Here is a 20,182-nt window from a genome sequence, read left to right as displayed (position 1 = left end):
GGACGGCGTCCGGAAAGTAGGGTGATCGAGTGCTGGTGTTGACGAGACGGGTCGGTGAGAAGGTGCTCATCGGCGACGATATCGAGCTCACGGTGCTCGAGGTCAAGGGCGACAGCATCCGGCTCGGCATCGACGCACCGCGGTCGACCCGCATCCAGCGCGCCGAGATCGTCGCCGCCGTCGAGAACGAGAACGTCTCGGCGGCCCGCACATCCGCAGACGAGCAGCAGGCCCTCCTGAACGCACTCGTCCGCCGCCAGGGCGAGGCCCCGACGGCGGACTGAGCGGAATCTCGACGGCGGGTCAGCCCGCGAGCGCGCCCGAGATCTCGTCGATGTTCTGCTGCATCCAGCCGACGTAGTCGACACCGTCGGGCATCAGCTCGGTGAACTCCAGCACGGGGATGTTCAGCTCGTCGGCGAGCTTCGTGATCTCCGTCGTCTCGGCGCCGCCCGTCTGGGCGTTGACGATCACGATCCGGACGTCGCCCGAGCGCAGGATCTGCTGCGCCTCGAGGAGCGTCGCGGGAGGCACGTCCTGCCCCTCCTCGACGGCCTCGCTGAACGCTGCCGGAGTCGCGTTCTCGAGGCCGGCGGCCGCTGCGAGGTACAGCGGAACCGGCTCGGTCACGAAGATCTTCTCGCCCTGGTGCGCCGCGGAGATCGTCTCGAGCGACGTCTCGAGGCCGTTGATCCGCTCGATGAGCGCCTGGGCGTTCGCCTCGAAGGTCTCGGCCTGGGCCGCATCCAGCTCGCCGAGCTCGTGCGCGATGTCTTCGACGAGGTGCGCGATCGTGTGCGGGTCGTACCAGACGTGCTCGTTGAAGCCCTCGATGTGGTCATGACCCTCGTGATCGTGGTCGTGACCGTCGCCGTCATCCGAGGCGTGATCGTCGCCGTCATCCGAGGCGTGGTCGTCGTGGCCCTCGGCGCCCGGGAAGTCGTGCGAGAACTCGACCGCCGTGAGCACGGGGGCCGTGCTGCCGCTCGCCTCGACCAGTGCGTCGAGGAACGAGTCGTAGCCGCCGCCGTTCTCGATGACGAGGTCGGCCTGCGACACCGTCAGCTGATCGCGCGCCGAGGCCTCGTACGAGTGCGGATCCTGCGCGAGCGAGGTCACGATCGAGGTCACCTCGACCGCGTCGCCGCCGACCTCGGCGGCCAGCGAGCCGTATACGTTCGTCGAGGCGACGACGCTGATCTTGCCGTCGTCCGAACCGCTCGCGGCCGGCGACGAGGTGCCGGCACAGCCGGCGAGGGCGAGGGATGCCGCTGCCACGAGCGCGGCGGCAGGGAGGAATCGACGGGTCATGCCGTCGATTGTACGTTACTGATAATCGTTCTCTTGACCGCCGGAGCGGGAGATCAGCGGATTCCCACGTAGAAGCGCGATTCGTCACTGCGGTGAAGGGCCAGGTACCGCTCGAACGGCTGCCCCTCGGCGTCCCAAGCGATCGACTCGATCGACAGCACCGGCTGCCCCGGGGCGAGCTCGAGGAGCGCGGCGTCCGCCGGGTCGGGGACGACCGCGCTGAGCCAGCGATCGGCGCCGCTCGGCTGCACCCCGAAGTTGCGCCGGAGATGCTCGTAGAGCGACCGGTTCTCGAGGTTGGCGCGCGCGAGCGTGGGAAACCGGTCGTGGGGCAGCACCGTGTCGACGAGCAGCCAGGGCGTCTCGTCGACACGCCGCAGGCGACGCAGCCGAACCACGGGTGCCCCGACAGGGATGCGCAGAGCCTCGGCGTCCGCCGCGTCCGCCGTGCCGACGGCGAAGTCGAGCACGCGGGTCGTCACCACTCGACCCGTTCCGGCGAGATCGTCCGACGACCCCGCCATCGACCCGACGAATCGCAGGTCGGGCCGCGCCGGCGCGACGAACGATCCGCGCGCGCGGACCTTGTAGATCAGCCCGGCGCGCACCATGTCGGCGAGGGCTTCCCGGACGACCGTGCGGGAGACCCCGAAGCGGTCGATGAGCTCCGACTCGGACGGCAGCGCCTGATCGGGCCGCCACCGTCCCGACTCGATCTCACCCCGCAGTGCGAGCGACAGCTGCTGCCACAACGGGAGATCGGACGAGCGGTCGAGCGTCGTCGCTGCGGTCATGGGAGCCTCCTCGATCGGGCCGTCACGGCGAGCGTATCGGCGCCGTGTTGACACTCGGCGGCCCGCTCCCTATCTTAGTCATCACCAACTTGTCATGACAGGTTGGTTGTTACGAGTTTGCAGCCCGCACGCCCTCGTGACATCGGCACCTCGCAACGATGCGACACCAGGAGGCACAACGATGACGTTCCCGACCACCCGCCGTCTGCTCGCCGCAGCGGCCGCGACAGCGATCTCCGCTCTCGTCCTCGCCGGCTGCGCCGGCAGCCCGACCGACACCACCGCTGCCGGCGGAGAACCCCAGGGCCTGAAGGTGGCCCTCTCGAACGGGTTCGTCAACGGCTGGCGCCTGACCCTCATCGACAAGTTCGAGACGGAGACCGCGAAGCTCAAGGAGAGCGGCGTCGTCTCCGACTACAGCGTCGTCAACGCCCCGGGCGAGAACAGCGCGACCGAGCAGGCATCGCAGATCCGCAGCCTCATGCTGCAGAACCCCGACGTGCTCATGGTCATCCCGGCTTCGTCGACCGCGCTCGTCCCCGTCGTCGAGGAGGCATGCGCCGCCGGCATCACGGTCGTGATCGTCGACGCCGACATGGACACCAGCTGCGGCATCGTCGTGCGCAACGACTACGGGCAGTGGGGCGCCGACTCGCTCCAGCCCGCACTCGACGCGATCGGGGGCACGGGCGACATCATCCTCAACCGCGGCGTGATCGGCTCGCAGCCCGACGAGGCGTTCTACGCCCGCCAGCAGGAGATCCTCGCCGACTACCCCGACGTGAAGGTCGCGGCCGAGGTGAACGGCTTCTGCGACGCCGCGACGGCGCAGAAGGAGATCGTCGCGATCCTCGGCTCGATGCCCCCGATCGCCGCCGTTCCCGGATGCATCGGCGGCATGGGCGTCGTGCAGGCGTTCCAGTCGGCCGGTCGAGACATCCCGGTCGTCGTATTCGACACCGACGGCAAGTCGCTGTCGTTCTGGAAGGAGAGCGGCATCGACAACGGTTCGTTCGCCGCGCTGACCGATCCCGGACAGATCGTCGCCGCGCTCTACGCCGCCATCGCGAAGCTGCGCGGCGACGAGGTGCCCGACGAGGTCGTCCTGCCGCTCGTGCAGGTCACGCAGGAGAACCTCGACTACTGGGTCGAGACCCTCGGCACCGACGAGTACGCCGCGAACGCCTGGGACGAGGAGACCACCGACGCCGCGATCGCGGCTCTGCTGGCCGGCGACGACGTCGCCGTGCCCGCGCTGCCCTGACGCCCGGTGACACCGTGGCCGACCAGCTCGAACCAGGAGACCCGATGACAACCCTGTCGCACACCCCCGCGACCACCCCCTCGGACGTGGCGCTCGTCACGGCCGAGGCGGTCGCCAAACGATACGGAAACACGACGGCACTGGCCGGGATCGACATCTCGGTCGCCGCCGGCGAGATCCTGGGCCTGGTCGGCCACAACGGCGCCGGCAAGAGCACCCTCATGCGTGTGCTCGCCGGACGCGAGCAGGCCGACGCCGGCAGCATCCGCTGGCGGACGGGCGGCGCGACCGCGAAGCGCGGCACCGAGCAGCCCGGCGTCCGGATGATCTACCAGGAGCTCGCCCTCTGCCCCGACCTCACCGTCGCCGAGAACATCGCGCTCTCGGACGCCGGCACCCGCGGGGCAGGCTGGAACCGTCGCGCCGAGCGGCGCGTGTCACGGAAGCTCGACGAGATCTTCCCCGGACACGGTGTCTCGGTACTGCGGCGGGCCGGCGACCTCACGATGGCGCAGCGGCAGATGGTCGAGATCGTGCGCGCTCTGTGCACGCCGTCGCTGTCGCTGCTGATCCTCGACGAGCCGACCGAATCGCTCAGTATCAACGCGACCCGCCAGCTCTACGCGGCGCTCCGCCGCCTCGCCGACGAGGGCGTCGGAATGGTCCTCATCTCGCACCGGATGCAGGAGGTGCTGGCCCACGCCGACCGCATCGCCGTCATGAAGGACGGCCGCGTCGTCGAGGTCGTCGCGGCGAGGGATACCGACGAGGACGCGCTGCTGGCGGCCATGGGCGGCGAGGTCCACGCCGACACGGCGACGGTGCGCCGGGTGAGCGCCGCGAGCGCTCCGCCGGAGATCGACGCGCGGGGCGCCGTCGCCCGCATCGACGGCGGCGACGTGCCGTTCTCGGTCTCCCCCGGCGAGATCGTCGGCCTCGCCGGGCTCGCCGGCCACGGCCAGGACGAGCTGCTGCACCGCCTCTGGAGCAACGCCCGCGGCGTCCGCGTCGTGCGCGGCCGCGCCTACGTGCCCGGTGACCGGCAGACCAGCGGCATCTTCTCGCTCTGGAACGTCGCCGACAACCTCACCGTCTCCGCCACCCGTCATCTCGCGACGGCGGGAATCGTTGCGCCCGCGCGGCGACGACGGCTCGCCGAGGAATGGGTGCAACGCCTGAACATCAAGGGCGGTGCCCGGGCCCCGATCACGTCGCTGTCGGGCGGGAACCAGCAGAAGGTCATCGTCGCGCGGGCGTTCGCGACCGACGCCCCTCTCGTCCTGCTGGACGACCCCTTCCGGGGCGTCGATGTGACGACGAAGAACGAGCTGTACGCCCTCATGCGCATCGAGGCGGCACGCGGCCGCTCGATCGTCTGGTACTCCACCGAGAACGGCGAGATGGCTCACTGCGACCGCGTCTACGTCTTCCGCTCCGGACGCGTCGTGAGCGAGCTCTCCGGCGACGACATCACCGACGAGCGCATCATCGCCGACTCCTTCGGAGTCGACGCCGAGACAGTCCAGGAGGACCGATGACCACCGACGTGCTCGCCCCGCCCACCGCCCCGCAGCGCCTGCGCGCCTCGGCCGTCAACGGGTCGCCCGCGCTCCTCGCCCTCGTCGCGCTCATCGCGATCTTCGCACTGACCGCGGCTCTGCAGCCCGGAATCCTCAGCGTGCCCGGTCTCACCCTGATGCTCATGTCGTCGGTCCCGCTCGTGCTCGCCGCCCAAGCCCAGATGATCATGATGGCCGTCGGTGACATCGACCTGAGCGTCGGATACCTCGTCGGGCTCATCACGGTGATCGCCGCGACGCTCCTGCGGGAGACCCCCGCGCTCGCGATCGCCATGATCGCCGGCATCCTCGCCGTCTACGCCCTCCTCGCGTGGGTGGTGCAGCGCCGCGGGGTGCCCTCGATCATCCTGACGCTGGGCATGTCGTTCGTGTGGCTGGGCATCGGCCTGCAGATCCGGCCGACCCCCGGCGGCCAGACCCCCGACTGGCTCTCGGCCCTGTCGACCTGGCGGCCGACCTGGTTCCCGGCGCCCCTCATCTTCATCGCCGCGGCGACGGCGCTGGGCTGGTGGATCACCCGACGCTCGCTCGCGGGGGCACGCATGCGCGCGCTCGGCTCGCAGGCCGCGACGCTCGAGAAGACGGGCGCCTCGCTCGTCGCGACCCGGGCGACCGCGTACGTCGCGGCAGCCGCGCTGCTCGTCGTCTCGGGCCTGCTGCTCGCCTCGCAGACCTGGTCGGGCGACATCAACGCCGCCGGCGAGTACACCCTCATGACGATCGCCGCGGTGATCCTCGGCGGCGGCACGTTCTCGGGCGGCCGGGCGCTGCCGATCGGGACGACGCTCGGCGCGATCACCCTCGGCCTCATCACCGTGCTGCTCAGCCTCATCAACCTTCCGTCCGCCCTGCAATCGGCCGCACAAGGCGTCATCGTCATCGCCGTGCTCGCGGGCCGCATGATCACCGAGAGGATCGCGCGATGACCTCCGCTTCCATCCCGCTCCCGGCGCTCCGCCGCGGACCCGCCTGGCCCGCCTGGGGCTGGTCGCTTCTCGGCGTGCTCGCCGTGTGGGCGGTCATCATCGCCGTGCGGCCCGGATCTCCCCTCGACCCGATGGCCCAGGCCCTCTCGCTCGCGCCGTTCCTCGTGCTCGTCGCCCTCGGGCAGATGCTCGTCATCACCCTCGGCCCGGGCAACATCGACGTCTCGGTCGGCACCGTCATCTCGATGGCCTCGTACGTCTCGGTCGGCGTGGGCGCGACAGCGGGGCCCGTGATCGGGCTCGCCGCCGGCGCCGGCTCCGGGCTCGCCGCCGGCGCGGTCAGCGTCGCCGCGATCCTCCTCCTGCGGGTGCCGCCGATCATCGCGACCCTGGCGACGAGCCTCATCGTCACCTCCGCGACGCTTCTGCTGGCGGATGCCGCTCGCGGCGGCGCCGACGCGGGCCTGCGAGCCTTCGTCACGGCCAAGGCGTTCGGCATCCCCGTCATCGCGCTCGTCGTCGCGGCCATGACCGTGATCGTCTGGCTCGCCCTGACGCGGACCCGTGTCGGTGTGGCCGTCATCGCGGTGGGCCAGAGCGTTCGTGCGGCCGAGCGGGCGGGCCTGCCGGTGGCGGGCGTGACCGTCACCACCTACCTCGTGTCGGCGGGCCTCGCCGGACTCGTCGGGGGCCTGCTCGCAGCCTTCATCTCCCCGAGCACCGTGCTCGGCAGCTCGTACATGCTCGACTCGATCGCCGTCGTCGTGATCGGCGGCACCCTCATCTCGGGAGGCCGCCCCGTGCCGGCCGGCGCCTGGACCGGCGCCCTGTTCTTCGTGCTGCTGTCGGGACTGCTCAACCTCGTGGGGTGGTCGGTCGGCGCCCAGAACGTCCTCAAGGGCGTGCTCGTCGTCCTCGTGGTCGTGATCGCGTCCGCCGCGACCGGAACCGGCCGCAGCTCCCTGCGCCGACTCCGCGCGAACCTGCAGCGCCCCACCCCTGCCCCCTCGGCCCGACGCGCCGACACCGACCCCACCCCGAAGAACAAGGAGAACATCCATGGCTGACCTCGACGACCTGCGTGAGGGAACCGACTACTCCGGCCCCGCCGCGGCCGGCACCGGCTACCCCATCAAGGGCCAAGCAGGCCAGGACTGGGGGATGCGCGCGCGGATGTCGCGCGTGTTCGACCCCCGCGACGGCAAGACCGTGATGCTCGCGTTCGATCACGGCTACTTCCAGGGGCCGACGTCGGGACTCGAGCGGCTCGATCGCTCGATCCTCCCGCTGGTCCCCCAGGCCGATGCCCTGATGTGCACGCGCGGCGCCCTGCGCACGACCATCCCGCCGCACTCCGCGAAGGGCATCGTGCTCCGCGCCTCGGGCGGACCGAGCGTGCTCAAGGAGCTCTCCGACGAGGAGGTCGCCGTCTCGATCGACGACGCCGTGCGACTGGATGCCGCGGCGCTCGCGGTGCAGGTCTTCATCGGCGGCGACAACGAGACGAAGTCGGTGCGCAACATGACGACCCTCGTCGACGCGGGCCAGGCCACCGGCATCCCGGTCCTGGCCGTCACCGCGGTCGGCCGCGACATGGTGCGCGACGCCCGCTACTTCCGGCTCGCGACGCGAATCAGCGCCGAGCTCGGCGCCGCGTTCGTGAAGACGTACTACGTCGAGGAGGGCTTCGAGACGATCACGAGCGCGTGCCCCGTCCCGATCGTCATCGCCGGCGGCAAGAAGGTCGAGGAGCGCGAGGCCCTGCGGGTCGCATCGCGCGCCATGGCCGAGGGCGCGGCGGGCGTCGACATGGGACGCAACGTCTTCCAGTCGGAGCACCCGGCCGCCATGCTCGCGGCCGTCCGCGGCGTCGTGCACGACGGCCTCAGCGCCGACGACGCCTTCGATCTCTTCCAGACCCTCTCCCACTGAACCCTCTCGGGGCGCCCACGGGCGCCCCGAGACCAGAAGGATGCAGCATGCCCTCGCTTCGTACCCATGCCGAGCCGACCTCGGCCGACGTCGTCGTCATCGGCGCCGGGATCAACGGCCTCGCCATCGCCCGTGAGGCCGCCGGCCGCGGCCTCCACGTCGTCGTCATCGATCGTGACGACATCGCCGCCCGCACGTCGGCGATCTCGACCCGTCTCATCCACGGCGGCCTGAAGTACCTCGAGCGCGTGGAGATCCCGCTCGTGCTCGAGTCGATCCGCGAGCGCAACATCCTGCTGCGCACGGCGCCGCATCTCGTGCGCCCGTACCCCATGCTCATCCCCTTCTCGCGGGGCGCCTCGCGGCCCGGATGGCTGCTGTCGTGCGGGCTGCTGCTGCACGACATCCTGTCGCTGGGCAAGAAGCTGCCGCGCAACCGCATCGTCTTCTCGCGGCGACTCGCCCGCGAGTGGCCCTCGGTGGCCGCGGGCGGCGTGAAGTGGGGCGGCCTCTTCCAGGACGCGCACGTGCCGGTGACCGAGCGCTTCGGCATCGAGCTCGCCATCGATGCGGCCAACCACGGCGCGACCGTGCTCACCCACACCCCCGTCACCGACCTGATCCGCGAGAACGGACGCATCGCCGGCGTCCGGTACCTCGACCGCGAGGACGGACGCGAGCGGACGCTGCGCGCCCCCGTTGTCGTCAACTGCGCCGGCCCCTGGGTCGACGCGGTGCTCGATCTGCAGGGCGACCACCCCCGCCGGATCGGGCCGACGAAGGGAAGCCACCTCGTCGTCGACGCCTTCCCCGGCGCGCCCGACACGTGCATCTTCTTCGAGTCGCCCGACGACGGCCGGCCCATGTTCGTGCTGCCGTGGTGGGACGGCAAGTACATGATCGGCACCACCGACCTGCCCTACGACGGGTCGATCGACGAGATCATCGTCGACGACGACGAGGTCGACTACCTGCTCCGGGCCGTTAACGACCTCATCCCGGCGGCAGGGCTGCGCCGCGACGCCGTGCTCTGGTCGTTCTCGGGGGTGCGCCCCCTCCCCTACGTCGCCGATCTCAGCGACCCGGCCTCGGTCAGCCGCGACAGCGAGATCGTCGTGCACACGGGCGAGGCCGCGGGGCTCCTCACCGTCATCGGCGGCAAGTACACGACCCACCGTGCCCTCGGCGAGCAGGCGCTGCGGCGCATCGAGACGGCACTCGGCCTCGGCCGTCGCCGCTCCGCGACCCGGACGGCCCGGTTCCCCGGCGCACCCGCGGGCGATCACGGACGCTTCGTCGCCGACAGCGTCGCCCGCAGCGTCCTTCCCGAGCGCAGCGCCCGCCGTCTCGCCGACCTGTACGGAACCCTCAGCCGCCCGATCGAGATGCTCGCGGCATCCGATCCGTCGCTGGCAGAGGTCATCGACGACGACAGCGGCGCGATCGCGGCGGAGGTCGTGTACGCCGTCCGCGAGGAAGGCGCCCACACGCTCGAGGACGTCCTGATCCGCCGCACCGCGATCGCGCTGAACAGCGACGTGGGCCTCGGCTGCGCGCCCCGCGCGGCAGACGTGCTCGTCGCGCACGGCGACTGGAGCGCCGAGCGCGCGGATGCCGAGCTGGCGCGATACCGTGAAGCCGCTCGGCGCTTCGCACCCCGAACCCTGCGCCCGGCACCCGCTCAGCCGACGGCCGCCTGAGCGAGAAACGAGGATCGATGAAGATCTGCGTCATCGGCATCGACGTGGGCCTCACGTCTGCCAAAGCAGCGGCGTTCGACGACGCCGGGCGGGAGATCCGCACGGTCTCGGCGCCGAACCCCCGCGTCGCGGTCTCGCGCGAGCGGCAGGAGATCGCGATGGACACGCTGTGGGACGTCGTGGCCGACGTCCTGCGCGACCTGACCGCGTGGCTCGCGGCCGACGGATGGACCGTCTCGGCCGTCGGCGCGACCGGTCACGGCAACGGCCTGTACCTCGTCGACGAGCAGCTGCGGCCGGTGCGGCCCGCCATCGCCTCGACCGACAGCCGGGCCGAGCACGTCGTCGCGGCGCTCGACCCCGCGGCGGTCGAGCGGATGCGGCTGCTCACCGGGTCGCTTCCGTGGGCCGCGCAGCCCGGCGTGCTCCTGCGGTGGCTGCACGATAACGAGCCCGAGTCGCTCGACCGGGCCCGCTGGGCGCTGACCTGCAAGGACTGGATCGCCGCGTGCCTCACCGGCGTCGCGAGCGCCGACACATCCGACTCGTCGGGGTGCGGGCTGGTCAACCTGCGGGCGCGGGAGTACGAGCCCGAGGTCTTCGACATGCTCGGCCTGCCCCGCGAGCTCCAGCGCATCCTGCCGCCCCTGCACGCGAGCGACGAGGTCGTCGGGACGATCAGCGCCGAGGCCGCCGCGCGCTCCGGCCTGATCGCGGGCACCCCCGTCGTCGCCGGGTGCATGGACTGCGTCGCGAGCCCGCTGGGGGCGGGCTCCACCGACCTCGGCGACGTGACGGTGATCGTGGGAACGTGGGCGATCAACGCTGTCGTCGTGCCGACGGATGCCGTCCCCCCGCGCGTCACCATCAACGCGCTGCTCCCCGATCCCCGCCTCATGCTGGCCATGGAGGTCGCACCGACGTCCGCGGCGAGCATCGAATGGGCGTCCGGACTGCTCGGCGCGCGCGCCACTCTTCCGCTGACGCCGCGCGATCTGCTCGAGGCCGCGCACGGCACACCCCCGCTGGCCGACGGGCTGCTCTTCCTGCCGTTCATCCACGGCGCACCCGAGCACCTCGGTGCCTCCGGAACGTTCGTCGGGATCAAGGGCAGCCACGGCTACCCGCATGTCGCCCGCGCGGTCGCCGAGGGCATCACGCAGTACCACCGCGTGCAGATCGAGAAGGTCGTCGCGACGGGCGCTGTCGTCACCGACGCCCCGTGGACACTCGCCGGCGGCGGGGCGAAGAACCCGCAGTGGGCGCAGATGTTCGCCGACGTCATCGGGCACGCGATGCGCCGGCAGCTCGGCACCGAGCTGGGCGCCCGGGGCGTCGCCTCGCTCGCGGCACGCGGTGTCGGCGTCGACATGACCCCGTGGGGCGTCGAGCCCGACCCCGCGCTGGTCGTTCAGCCGGGCATCTGCCGCACGGCGTACCAGCAGCAGGCCGCCCGCTTCGATCGCGTCATCTCGTCGATGACGAGCGTCTGGGAGGCCTACGCATGACCCCGTCACCGGAGGTGTCGGCCGCGCTCGACGACATCGTGCGCGTCAGCCGCGCGCTCGGCGGCGATCCCTCCTTCGTCCTCCACGGCGGCGGGAACACCTCGATCACCGCGCGGGGCGAGGACGTCACGGGCGAACCCGTGGACCTCGTCCTCGTCAAGGGCAGCGGGTGGGACCTCGCCACGATCGAGCCCGCGGGGTTCGCGCCGCTGCGCCGCGAACGGCTCGAAGCCCTGCTGCGCCTGCCGCACCTCGACGACCCGACGATGGTGAACGAGCTGCGCCAGGCCTCCCTCGACGCGTCGGCGCCGACGGCCTCGATCGAGGCGCTGCTGCACGCGCACCTCCCCGGACGCGTCGCACTCCACTCCCACGCCGATGCGATCGTCGCCGTGACCGATCGCGACGTGTCCGACGTTGAGATCGCGTCGGCGCTCGGCCCGCGGGTCGCCGTTCTGCCCTACGTGATGCCCGGATTCCCGCTCGCCCGCCTCGTGGCCGACACCGACCTGAGCGGTGTCGACGCGCTCGTGCTGCGCAACCACGGCCTGTTCACCTTCGGCGACGACCCCGACGCGGTGCTCGCGCGCCATCGCGAGATCGTCGCCCGCGCGGCCGAGGTCTCGGGGATCGTCGCCCCCGAGACGAATGCCGGTGAAACGGGTGCCGGTGAGGGCGGCATCCCGTCTCGGGGCACCATCGAGGCCATCGCGAATCTGCGCGCCGACATCGCGCGGGCCGCGGGCCGGCCCCTGCTGCTGCGGCAGAGCCGATCGCACCGTGCCGCCGCGTTCGCTGCGCGCCCCGACGTCAGCGCGGCCACGACCCGCGGAACCGCGACCCCCGAGCACGTCATCTACACGAAGCGTCATCCGCTCGTCGGGCGCGATGTCGCCGCCTACGCGAGCGCCTACCGGGCCTACGTCGAGCGCCATCGGCAGCGCCAGACGGGGCCGGTGACTCCCCTCGACCCCGCTCCCCGCGTCGTGCTCGACCCGGAGCTCGGGATGCTGACGGCGGGCGACACCGTGCGGGATGTCGGCGTCGCGGCCGATATCGCGGAGCACACGATCGCCGTCATCCAAGCCGCCGACGCGATCGGCGGCTACCGATCGCTCGACGAGGCGCAGAGCTTCGACATCGAGTACTGGTCTCTCGAGCAGGCCAAGCTCGCGGGCCGCCGCCGTGCGCCGCTCGCGGGCGAGGTCGCCATCGTGACGGGCGCCGCCTCGGGCATCGGCCGGGCCGTCGCCGAGCGACTCCTCGCCGATGGCGCCGCCGTCGTCGGGGTCGACCTCGACCCGGCCGTGCGGCACGCCTTCGCCGGTGACATCTGGCGCGGTGTCGTCGGCGACGTCGCCGACCCGGCGGTCATCGAGCGCACCCTCGACGAGGCGGTCCGCACCTACGGCGGCGTCGACATGCTCGTCGTCGCCGCGGGGATCTTCCCCCGCAGTCAGTCCATCGCCGACCTCGACGACGCGACGTGGGAGCGCGCCCTGCGCGTCAACGCCACCGCCCCGCTCCGCCTGATGCGCGCGGCTCATCCTCACCTCGCGCTCTCGCCGCGGGGCGGGCGGGTCGTGCTCGTCTCGACGAAGAACGTCGCCGCCCCGGGACCGGGCGTCGCCGCCTATTCGGCGAGCAAGACGGCGGCGGCACAGCTCGCACGGGTCGCCGCCCTCGAGTGGGCCGCCGACGGCATCCGCGTGAACCAGGTCGAGCCGGATGCGGTCTTCGACACCGCGATCTGGACGCCCGAGCTGCTCGCGCAACGAGCTGCCAGCTACGGGCTGTCCATCGAGGAGTACCGCACGCGGAACCTCCTGCGCATCGAGGTCACGAGCGCCATGGTGGCCGAGGCCGTCGCCGTGTTCTGCGAGCAGCTGCCGGCGACGACCGGCGCGCACCTCAGCGTCGACGGAGGGAACGACCGGGTGATCTGACGGCCGCAGGAAGCGCGCGCGATTTCGGGCGACCGAACGATTCGCTCGCCCGAAATGCTGTCAATCAGGGCTTTTCGTCATTCTCGAGGGCCGGCGACTGGCAAGCTCGAGAGCGGCCGATCTCCGTTCGACGGCGCCCGGGACGATCGCCCGCCATCCCGTCATCCCGCTTCGAGGAGGAGCCATGTCGCCCTGGGCGCTGTTCATCCTGGCCGTCGGCGTCTCCGCCGATGCGTTCGCCGTGGCCCTCGGAAAAGGTCTGCAGCTGCGCGCCCACGTCGTGCGCGGCGCCCTCCTCATCGCCGGCGCCTTCGGTCTCGCGCAGGCCGTCATGCCACTGATCGGCTGGCTGCTCGGCAGCACCTTCGCGGAGGCGATCGCGCCGTTCGACCACTGGATCGCCTTCGGCCTGCTCGCCGCCATCGGCGCGAAGATGCTGTGGGAGGCGTTCCGCCCCGACGATGACGACGCGGATGCGGCATCTGGCCTGTCCGCCCGCGAGATCGTGCTGCTCGCCCTCGCGACGAGCATCGACGCCCTCGCGGTCGGGCTGTCGTTCGCCTTCCTCGACGTGCCGCTGTGGATCGCGGTCGTCTCGATCGGCCTCGTCACGTTCGCCCTGTCGTTCGTCGCCGTGCTGATCGGCCACCGCATCGGCACGCGCTGGCGCAAGCCCGCCGAGATCATCGGCGGCATCGTGCTCATCGGCATCGGCACGCAGATCCTCATCGAGCACCTGGTCGCCGGCTGATCCCGCCGTGCTGTCCGCGCTCGCGAACCTCGGAGGATCGCGCCGATCTCGGACGCATGGGCGCGAACAGTCCGAGCTTCGCGACATGCTCCGAAGAACGGATGCCGCGGATGCCGCGGCTCAGCCGGCGCGCTTCGACTTCGCATAGGCGACGACCGCGTTCGCGTGGCCGTGCCCCAACCCGTGCTCGGTCTTGAGCGACTCGACGACCTGCATGTGCGTGGATCCCGACGCGAGCTGGTCGGCCGCGATGTCGAGCCAGTGCTGGACCGGCAGTCCGTAGGTCTTCTCGATGCTCGGGAAGTACGACGCGGGCCCCTTCTCACTCATGCGCCGAGGCTACTCCCCCGCCCGCCGCCGAGACCATACCGTCGCGGCGAGAACGTACCGCGCACGGTACGACCTCACGGCGACGGTGCGTTCTCGAGAGCGATCAGCTCAGTCGAGCAGCAGCGCGGGCTCCTCCAAGACGGATGCCACGTCGGCGATGAACCGGCTCATGCCGTCGCCGTCCACGACGCGATGGTCGAACGAGCCCGACACCGTCGTGACGAAGCGAGGACGCACCTCGCCGTCGACGACCCACGGCTTCTGCCGGATCGTGCCCATCGCGACGATGCCCGACTCGCCGGGGTTGATGATCGGGGTGCCGGCATCCATGCCGAACACGCCGATGTTGGTGATCGTGATTGTGCCGCCCTGCTGCTCGGCCGGGGCGGTCTTGCCCTCGCGCGCGGTGAGGGTCAGCTTCTCGAGTGCGCGGGCGAGACCGCGCATGTTCAAGTCCTGCGCATCCTTGATGTTCGGGACGAGCAGGCCGCGCGGCGTCGCCGCCGCGATGCCGAGGTTGACGTAGTGGCGCACCCGGATCTCCGCGCCGTTGTCGGTCTCGACCCAGGCGGCGTTCACCATCGGGGTGCGGCGGACCGCCCACACGACCGCGCGCGCCATGATCAGCAGCGGCGAGACCTTGATGTCGGCGAAGTCGGGCGAGGCCTTCATCCGCTTGACGAGCTCCATCGTGCGCGTCGCGTCGACGTCGGTCCACACCGACACGTGCGGCGCGGTGTGGGCGGAGTCGACCATGTGCTTGGCCGTGACCTTCCGCACGCCCTTGACGGGGATCGTCTCCTCGCGGTCGTCGGCGGGTCCGGCCGACACGACGGCCGGCGGCACGGGGATCGTCTGCTCGCGCACCTCGGGTCGGGCGGGCGTCTGAAGGTTCCGGAAGACGGATGCCTGCGACGCGTGGTTCACGACATCCTCGCGCGTCACCTCACCCGCGGCGCCCGTCGGCGTGACCGAGGCGAGGTCGACGCCGAGGTCGCGCGCCAGCTTGCGGATCGGCGGCTTCGCCACGACGCCCACGGCCGCGCGAACGGGCGGCTCGGCGGGCTTGCGGCGGCGCGACTGCACCTGTCCGGCCCCGCCGTATCCGACGAGCACCGAGCCGCTCTCCTCCGACGCGTCGCCGGCGGCGGCCGGCTTCTCGGCGGGCTTCTGACCGTGCTCGGAGTTGCCGCTCGCGGCATCCGCTTCCGCCGCGGCACCGGCGATGGTGATGATCGCGGCCCCCACCTCGACCGTCGTCCCCTCGTCGACGAGCAGCTCGCCGACCGTGCCCGAGAACGGCGACGGCAGCTCGACGAGCGACTTCGCGGTCTCGATCTCGACGAGGACGTCGTTGACGGCGACCTCGTCGCCCGCGGCGACGCGCCACTGCACGATCTCGGCCTCGGTGAGGCCTTCGCCGACGTCCGGCAGGTGGAAGGTCTGGGTGCTCATGAGGGAATCCTCTCGCAGGCGCGTCGGATGGTCAGTAGGCGAGGGCGCGATCGACGGCCTCGAGGATGCGGTCGGCGTCGGGCAGGTACGCGCCCTCGAGCTTCGCCGCGGGGAACGGGACGTCGAAGCCCGACACCCGCAGCACGGGAGCCTCGAGCGAGAAGAACGCCTGCTCTGTCACCGTCGCCGCGATCTCGGAGCCCAGCGACGTGAAGCCGGGGGCCTCCTGGCCGTAGACCATGCGCCCGGTGCGGCGCACCGACTCGACGATCGGGCCGTAGTCGACCGGCGACAGCGACCGCAGGTCGACGACCTCGCACGAGACGCCCTCGCTCTCGGCGAGCGCGGCGGCCTGCAGCAGCACCGTCACCATCGCGCCGTGTCCGACGAGCGTGACGTCGGTGCCGCGGCGGACGATACGCGAGGCGTGAAGCGGCAGGGCACGTGCGGCGAGGTCGACCTCGCCCTTGGTCCAATAGCGCGACTTCGGCTCGAGGAACACGATGGGGTCGTTCGAGGCGATCGCGTCCTGGATCATCCAGTAGGCGTCGTTCGGCGTCGACGGCGAGACGACCCGCAGGCCGGCGGTGTGCGTGAAGTACGCCTCGGGGCTCTCCTGGTGGTGCTCGACCGCGCCGATGTGCCCGCCGTAAGGGATCCGGATGACGACGGGGAACGACATCCGTCCCTCGTGCCGGTTCGTCAGCTTCGCGAGCTGCGTGGTGATCTGATCGAAAGCGGGGAAGACGAATCCGTCGAACTGGATCTCGCACACCGGGCGGAAGCCGGCCATCGCGAGTCCGATCGCGGTGCCGACGATGCCCGACTCGGCGAGGGGCGTGTCGAGCACGCGCCGGTCGCCGAACTCGGCTTGCAGCCCCTCGGTGACGCGGAACACGCCGCCGAGACGGCCGATGTCCTCACCCACCATGAGGACATGGTCGTCCTGCCGCATCGCAGCGCGCATGCCCGCGTTGAGAGCCTTGCTGAACGGCAGCGTCTCGATGCTCATGCGCGTCCCTCCTCGAAGGATGCCTCGTAGTCGGCGAGCCACTTCCGCTGCCGGTCGACGAGCGGATGCTGCTCGCTGTAGACGTGCGCGAACATGCTGTCGGCCGCGGGGGCGGTGAGCTGGTTCGTGCGGACCCGGACGTCGTCGGCGTAGGCCGCGGCCGCGGCATCCACGTCGTCGAAGAAGGATGCCGACGCACCGCGGCCTTCGAGATAGGCGCGCATCCGTGCGATCGGGTCGCGCTGCGCCCAGAAAGCCTCTTCGTCGCTCGTGCGGTACTTCGTGGGGTCGTCGCTCGTCGTGTGCGCGCCCATGCGGTACGTCAGCGCCTCGATCGCACGGGGCCCCTCGCCGGAACGGGCCTCGTCGAGCGCGAGCTTGGTGACGGCATAGCTGGCGAGCACGTCGTTGCCGTCGACGCGGACCGACGGCATCCCGTAGCCGGCGCCGCGGCGCACGAGCGGGACCTTGGACTGCGTCGAGACGGGCACCGAGATCGCCCAGTGGTTGTTCTGCAGGAAGAAGACCTGCGGGGTGTTGTAGCTCGTGGCGAAGACCATCGCCTCGTGCACGTCGCCCTGGCTCGACGCGCCGTCGCCGTAGTAGACGATGACCGCTTCGTCGCGCTCGGGGTCGCCGGTGCCGGTGCGGCCGTCGAAGACCATGCCCATGCCGTAGCCCGAGGCGTGCAGCGTCTGCGAGCCGAGCACGAGCGTGTAGATGTGGGTGTTGCCGTTGCGCGGGTCGGTCGGGTCCCACCCGCCGTGCGTGAGACCGCGCATGAGTCGGATGATGTCGATCGGGTCGACGCCGCGGATCGTGCACACGACGTGCTCGCGGTATGACGGGAAGAGGTGGTCCTGGGGCCGGGCCGCTCGCGCGGATCCGACCTGCGCGGCCTCCTGCCCGAAGGACGGCGGCCACAGCGCGAGCTGCCCCTGACGCTGCAGGTTCGTCGCCTGGCGGTCGAAGGCCCGCACCGTCACCATGTCGCGGTAGAACGTCTCGAGCTCGGCGTCGCCGAGCGCCTCGATCACCGGAAGATAGCGTTCGGCTTCGGGCGACGGGTCGAGTGAGCCGTCGGCCGCGAGGACGCGGACGAGAGCGGGATCGAGTTCTGCGTCGGTCACCCTCCCACGCTAACGCCCCCGGTATGGCCCCATCTGCATGCGGTCGACAACGGATGCCGCGATTCGCGGTGGGTGCGGCACAAGCCGGGTGGGGTGGCCGTGGGGGTGTTGGTGCGTGCGGGGCCCGGATGCAAGGGATCGTGGCCGACACCCCGGCCGGGCGGCATCCGCACCGGGGTGTCATGACAGATGTCTTGCATCCGGGATGCTGCGCTGCGACCGGGACGATCGCGGGATGGGAGGATCAGCGGATGACGTCGTCGTTCGAGATCGTGACCCGCGCTGCGGTGCCGGCCGACGCGCTGTTCGACGCCTCGCGTGACATCGGGGCGCACGTCGCTTCGATGCGCGGCACCGGCGAGCGCGCGATCGGTGGTGTGACCAGCGGGCTGATCGGATTGGACGAGACGGTGACGTGGCGCGCGTGGCACTTCGGCATCCCGCTCCGGATGACATCGCGGATCACCGCGCTCGAACGACCCCACCGCTTCGTCGACGAGCAGATGACCGGGCCGTTCCGCCTCTTCCGGCACGAGCACCTCTACGTCGAACGCGACGCGACGACGATCATGACGGACCGGGTGACCCTCGCCTCGCCCGTCTTCGGCCGGGTCGCCGAACGCCTCGTGCTCGTGCCCTATCTGCGCCGTCTCCTCATCCGCCGGGCCGCGCGCCTGGTGGCCTCCGTCTCCCGCTGATCCGGCTCGTTTCGCCGCGATCGCCGCGTCGTCAAGCGGGCCCCTTTGCAAGGGTTTCTGGCCGACACCCCGCCGCGACGGCATCCATCACGGGATGTCGGCGCCGATCCCTTGCATCCACGCACGCGGCAGATCCGCCCTGCACCGCTCAGCGGGCGAGGTCGACCACGGCGGCACCGAAGGCGTCGAGCCGCAGGGTTTCGCCGTCGAGGCGCGCTCCGAACGACAGGAGAAGGATGCCGCGACCGCCGACCGCCACCTCGCACTGCCGCCCCGCGGGGTTGAGCGCGACGAGAAGCGAGCCGCCCCGCCGATAGACGAATGGGTAGCCCGTAACCTCCACCGCCGTGTGCGACCGCGCCGAGAGCCGCGGGTCGCTGCGGCGCAGCGCGATGGCCTCGCGCACGAAATGCAGGAGGGATGCCGGGTCTTCCAGCTGCTGCGCGACCGTCGGAGCGTCCGGGGCGGCGTCCACCGGCAGGTATCGCGACTCGTGCGCCCGCTGACCGAGGACCTCGTCGGCTCCCCAGGCCATAGGCGTACGCGATCCCGCCCGCTCGTAGGTCGGGCCGAGCGATGATCCCTCGAGGGGGCCGACGCCCGGCAGGTAGCGCATGCCGATCTCGTCGCCGTAGTAGATCGAGGGCATCGCCGGCCAGGTCAGCACCAGGAGGAGCGCAGCGCGGGCCTGCACGGCGTCGCGACCGCCACTGACCAGACGCGTGAAGTCGTGGTTCGCCGTCGGCAGCCCGACGATCCCGCGACTGCCGGCGGCCTCGATGGCGTCACGCGCCTCGGACCAGGCGTCGACGAAGTCTGCGGCGTCGCCCCGGCCGGCGGCATCGGCCCACGCGTCGCGCGCGGGCCACGCCTCGTGCACGGTGCCCGAGCCGTTCTCGAACAGCGACTTCAGCGGCATCCCGTCGAACTCGCCGCCGAACTGCAGAAAGAAGTCGACGTCGAATCCGGCGGGCACCGCTCGCGCCGGGTCGCCCCACTCCGAGATCAGGATGCGGCCGGGGTGCGTCCGGTCGAGGCGCCGGTGCACGTCGCGCCACAGGTTCGCGGTCTCGACGTGTCCGGGGTCGTCCTTCACGAGCGAGGCGGCCATGTCGACCCGGAAGCCCGCCACCCCGCGGTCGTACCATCGGCGGATGATGTCGACGAGGGCGTCCCGGTTGCGCAACGGCCCGGGCGCGTCGACGGCCTGACGCCACGGCTCGTCCGGGTGGGGCCGCGCGTAACCGAAGTTCAGCGCGGGCTGGAAGTCGAAGAAGTTCGGCTTGTAGAACCCGCGGCCACCCCACGGCACCGGAACGAACCCGTCGGCGGAGACGGGGCTGAAGACGTACCGGTCGCCGGCCGGGTCGCCCGCGGCGCCCGCCGACAGGGCCTCGTCGAACCAGGCATGCTCGTCCGAGGTGTGGCCGGCCACGAGGTCGAGCACGATGCCGATGCCGCGCCGCTCCGCTTCCGCGAGCAGCCGGTCCATCGCCGCGTCACCGCCGTAACGGTCGGCCACGCGGTCGAAGTCCGCGACGTCGTATCCCGCGTCGCCGAACGGCGAGACGAACACGGGGTTGAGCCACACCGCGTCGACGCCGAGCCAGGCGAGGTAGTCCAGTCGGGCCGTGACGCCGTCGAGGTCGCCCATGCCGTCGCCGTCGGCGTCGGCGAAGCTCTGCGGATAGGCCTGATACAGCACGATGCGGTCGAGGCGGTCTGCCAGGGAGACGAGGGTCATGGTGCAGCTCCTTCGCGGCGTCCCTGACGACGTCCTCGACGTCAGGCTTGATGTAACCGGTTACACCGGGCTAGAGTCCCAATGTATCCGGTTACATCGCC

At 71.3% G+C, this 20,182-nt stretch carries 18 protein-coding genes; 11 read left to right on the top strand and 7 right to left on the bottom strand.

The window, feature by feature from the left end; all coding sequences use genetic code 11:
- Positions 1 to 29: 29 nt before the first annotated feature.
- A complete protein-coding gene (gene csrA, locus CBF90_RS02695; protein WP_023953655.1) occupies positions 30 to 284 on the top strand; it encodes a carbon storage regulator CsrA in 255 nt (84 codons plus the stop codon).
- 19 nt (positions 285 to 303) lie between these two features.
- On the opposite strand, the gene CBF90_RS02690 is transcribed toward csrA, so the two are convergent.
- Both CBF90_RS02690 and CBF90_RS02685 read right to left on the bottom strand, forming a co-directional pair.
- Positions 304 to 1,311 (bottom strand): metal ABC transporter solute-binding protein, Zn/Mn family, encoded by a 1,008-nt coding sequence (locus CBF90_RS02690; RefSeq protein ID WP_088379847.1) that lies wholly within the window; start codon positions 1,309 to 1,311, stop codon positions 304 to 306.
- Positions 1,312 to 1,364: 53 nt separating this feature from the next.
- On the bottom strand, positions 1,365 to 2,105 hold the full coding sequence (locus CBF90_RS02685; protein ID WP_071918931.1) for a GntR family transcriptional regulator: 741 nt from the start codon (positions 2,103 to 2,105) through the stop codon (positions 1,365 to 1,367).
- A gap of 181 nt (positions 2,106 to 2,286) precedes the next feature.
- On the opposite strand from CBF90_RS02685, the gene CBF90_RS02680 reads away from it, so the two are divergent.
- From CBF90_RS02680 to CBF90_RS02640, 9 genes are all read left to right on the top strand, one after another.
- Positions 2,287 to 3,369 carry a substrate-binding domain-containing protein gene (locus CBF90_RS02680; RefSeq protein WP_172407774.1) on the top strand — a complete coding sequence of 361 codons (1,083 nt, stop codon included), beginning with the start codon at positions 2,287 to 2,289 and terminating at the stop codon, positions 3,367 to 3,369.
- A 44-nt stretch (positions 3,370 to 3,413) separates the two neighbouring features.
- A complete protein-coding gene (locus CBF90_RS02675) occupies positions 3,414 to 4,907 on the top strand; it encodes a sugar ABC transporter ATP-binding protein (RefSeq protein WP_088379845.1) in 1,494 nt (497 codons plus the stop codon).
- Complete coding sequence (locus CBF90_RS02670) at positions 4,904 to 5,875, top strand: ABC transporter permease (protein ID WP_023953650.1); 972 nt, start codon at positions 4,904 to 4,906, stop codon at positions 5,873 to 5,875. Before CBF90_RS02675 ends, CBF90_RS02670 begins: the two co-directional genes overlap by 4 nt.
- Entirely contained in the window at positions 5,872 to 6,942 is a 1,071-nt protein-coding gene (locus CBF90_RS02665) for an ABC transporter permease (RefSeq protein WP_088379844.1), read from the top strand. The genes CBF90_RS02670 and CBF90_RS02665 overlap by 4 nt, the downstream gene beginning before the upstream one ends.
- The gene (lsrF, locus tag CBF90_RS02660; protein WP_023953648.1) at positions 6,935 to 7,807 is read left to right on the top strand and encodes a 3-hydroxy-5-phosphonooxypentane-2,4-dione thiolase; all 873 of its coding nucleotides are present in this window, start codon (positions 6,935 to 6,937) and stop codon (positions 7,805 to 7,807) included. Before CBF90_RS02665 ends, lsrF begins: the two co-directional genes overlap by 8 nt.
- A 47-nt stretch (positions 7,808 to 7,854) precedes the next feature.
- The gene (locus CBF90_RS02655; protein WP_023953647.1) at positions 7,855 to 9,507 is read left to right on the top strand and encodes a glycerol-3-phosphate dehydrogenase/oxidase; all 1,653 of its coding nucleotides are present in this window, start codon (positions 7,855 to 7,857) and stop codon (positions 9,505 to 9,507) included.
- A gap of 17 nt (positions 9,508 to 9,524) precedes the next feature.
- The gene (locus CBF90_RS02650; RefSeq protein ID WP_088379843.1) at positions 9,525 to 11,015 is read left to right on the top strand and encodes an FGGY-family carbohydrate kinase; all 1,491 of its coding nucleotides are present in this window, start codon (positions 9,525 to 9,527) and stop codon (positions 11,013 to 11,015) included.
- Positions 11,012 to 12,961: an SDR family NAD(P)-dependent oxidoreductase gene (locus CBF90_RS02645; protein WP_088379842.1), complete on the top strand. Its 1,950-nt coding sequence runs from the start codon at positions 11,012 to 11,014 to the stop codon at positions 12,959 to 12,961. Before CBF90_RS02650 ends, CBF90_RS02645 begins: the two co-directional genes overlap by 4 nt.
- 184 nt (positions 12,962 to 13,145) lie before the next feature.
- Entirely contained in the window at positions 13,146 to 13,712 is a 567-nt protein-coding gene (locus CBF90_RS02640) for a manganese efflux pump MntP family protein (protein ID WP_023953644.1), read from the top strand.
- 120 nt (positions 13,713 to 13,832) lie between these two features.
- On the opposite strand, the gene CBF90_RS02635 is transcribed toward CBF90_RS02640, so the two are convergent.
- The 4 genes from CBF90_RS02635 to CBF90_RS02620 form a co-directional block, all read right to left on the bottom strand.
- Positions 13,833 to 14,042, bottom strand: a complete 210-nt coding sequence (locus tag CBF90_RS02635; protein ID WP_023953643.1) for a DUF4287 domain-containing protein — start codon at positions 14,040 to 14,042, stop codon at positions 13,833 to 13,835.
- A 108-nt stretch (positions 14,043 to 14,150) separates the two neighbouring features.
- The gene (locus CBF90_RS02630) at positions 14,151 to 15,497 is read right to left on the bottom strand and encodes a dihydrolipoamide acetyltransferase family protein (RefSeq protein WP_023953642.1); all 1,347 of its coding nucleotides are present in this window, start codon (positions 15,495 to 15,497) and stop codon (positions 14,151 to 14,153) included.
- A gap of 31 nt (positions 15,498 to 15,528) precedes the next feature.
- On the bottom strand, positions 15,529 to 16,509 hold the full coding sequence (locus tag CBF90_RS02625) for an alpha-ketoacid dehydrogenase subunit beta (protein ID WP_088379841.1): 981 nt from the start codon (positions 16,507 to 16,509) through the stop codon (positions 15,529 to 15,531).
- A complete protein-coding gene (locus CBF90_RS02620; protein ID WP_088379840.1) occupies positions 16,506 to 17,639 on the bottom strand; it encodes a thiamine pyrophosphate-dependent dehydrogenase E1 component subunit alpha in 1,134 nt (377 codons plus the stop codon). Before CBF90_RS02620 ends, CBF90_RS02625 begins: the two co-directional genes overlap by 4 nt.
- 251 nt (positions 17,640 to 17,890) lie before the next feature.
- On the opposite strand from CBF90_RS02620, the gene CBF90_RS02615 reads away from it, so the two are divergent.
- Positions 17,891 to 18,337 carry an SRPBCC family protein gene (locus CBF90_RS02615; RefSeq protein WP_088379839.1) on the top strand — a complete coding sequence of 149 codons (447 nt, stop codon included), beginning with the start codon at positions 17,891 to 17,893 and terminating at the stop codon, positions 18,335 to 18,337.
- A 148-nt stretch (positions 18,338 to 18,485) separates the two neighbouring features.
- On the opposite strand, the gene CBF90_RS02610 is transcribed toward CBF90_RS02615, so the two are convergent.
- Positions 18,486 to 20,081, bottom strand: a complete 1,596-nt coding sequence (locus CBF90_RS02610) for an alpha-amylase family glycosyl hydrolase (RefSeq protein ID WP_088379838.1) — start codon at positions 20,079 to 20,081, stop codon at positions 18,486 to 18,488.
- Between the last annotated feature and the right edge of the window lie 101 nt (positions 20,082 to 20,182).

The sequence above is a fragment of the Microbacterium sp. AISO3 genome (assembly GCF_002204305.1).
Classification (GTDB): Bacteria; Actinomycetota; Actinomycetes; order Actinomycetales; family Microbacteriaceae; genus Microbacterium; species Microbacterium arborescens.
This window is presented reverse-complemented; position numbering and strand designations above follow the sequence as displayed.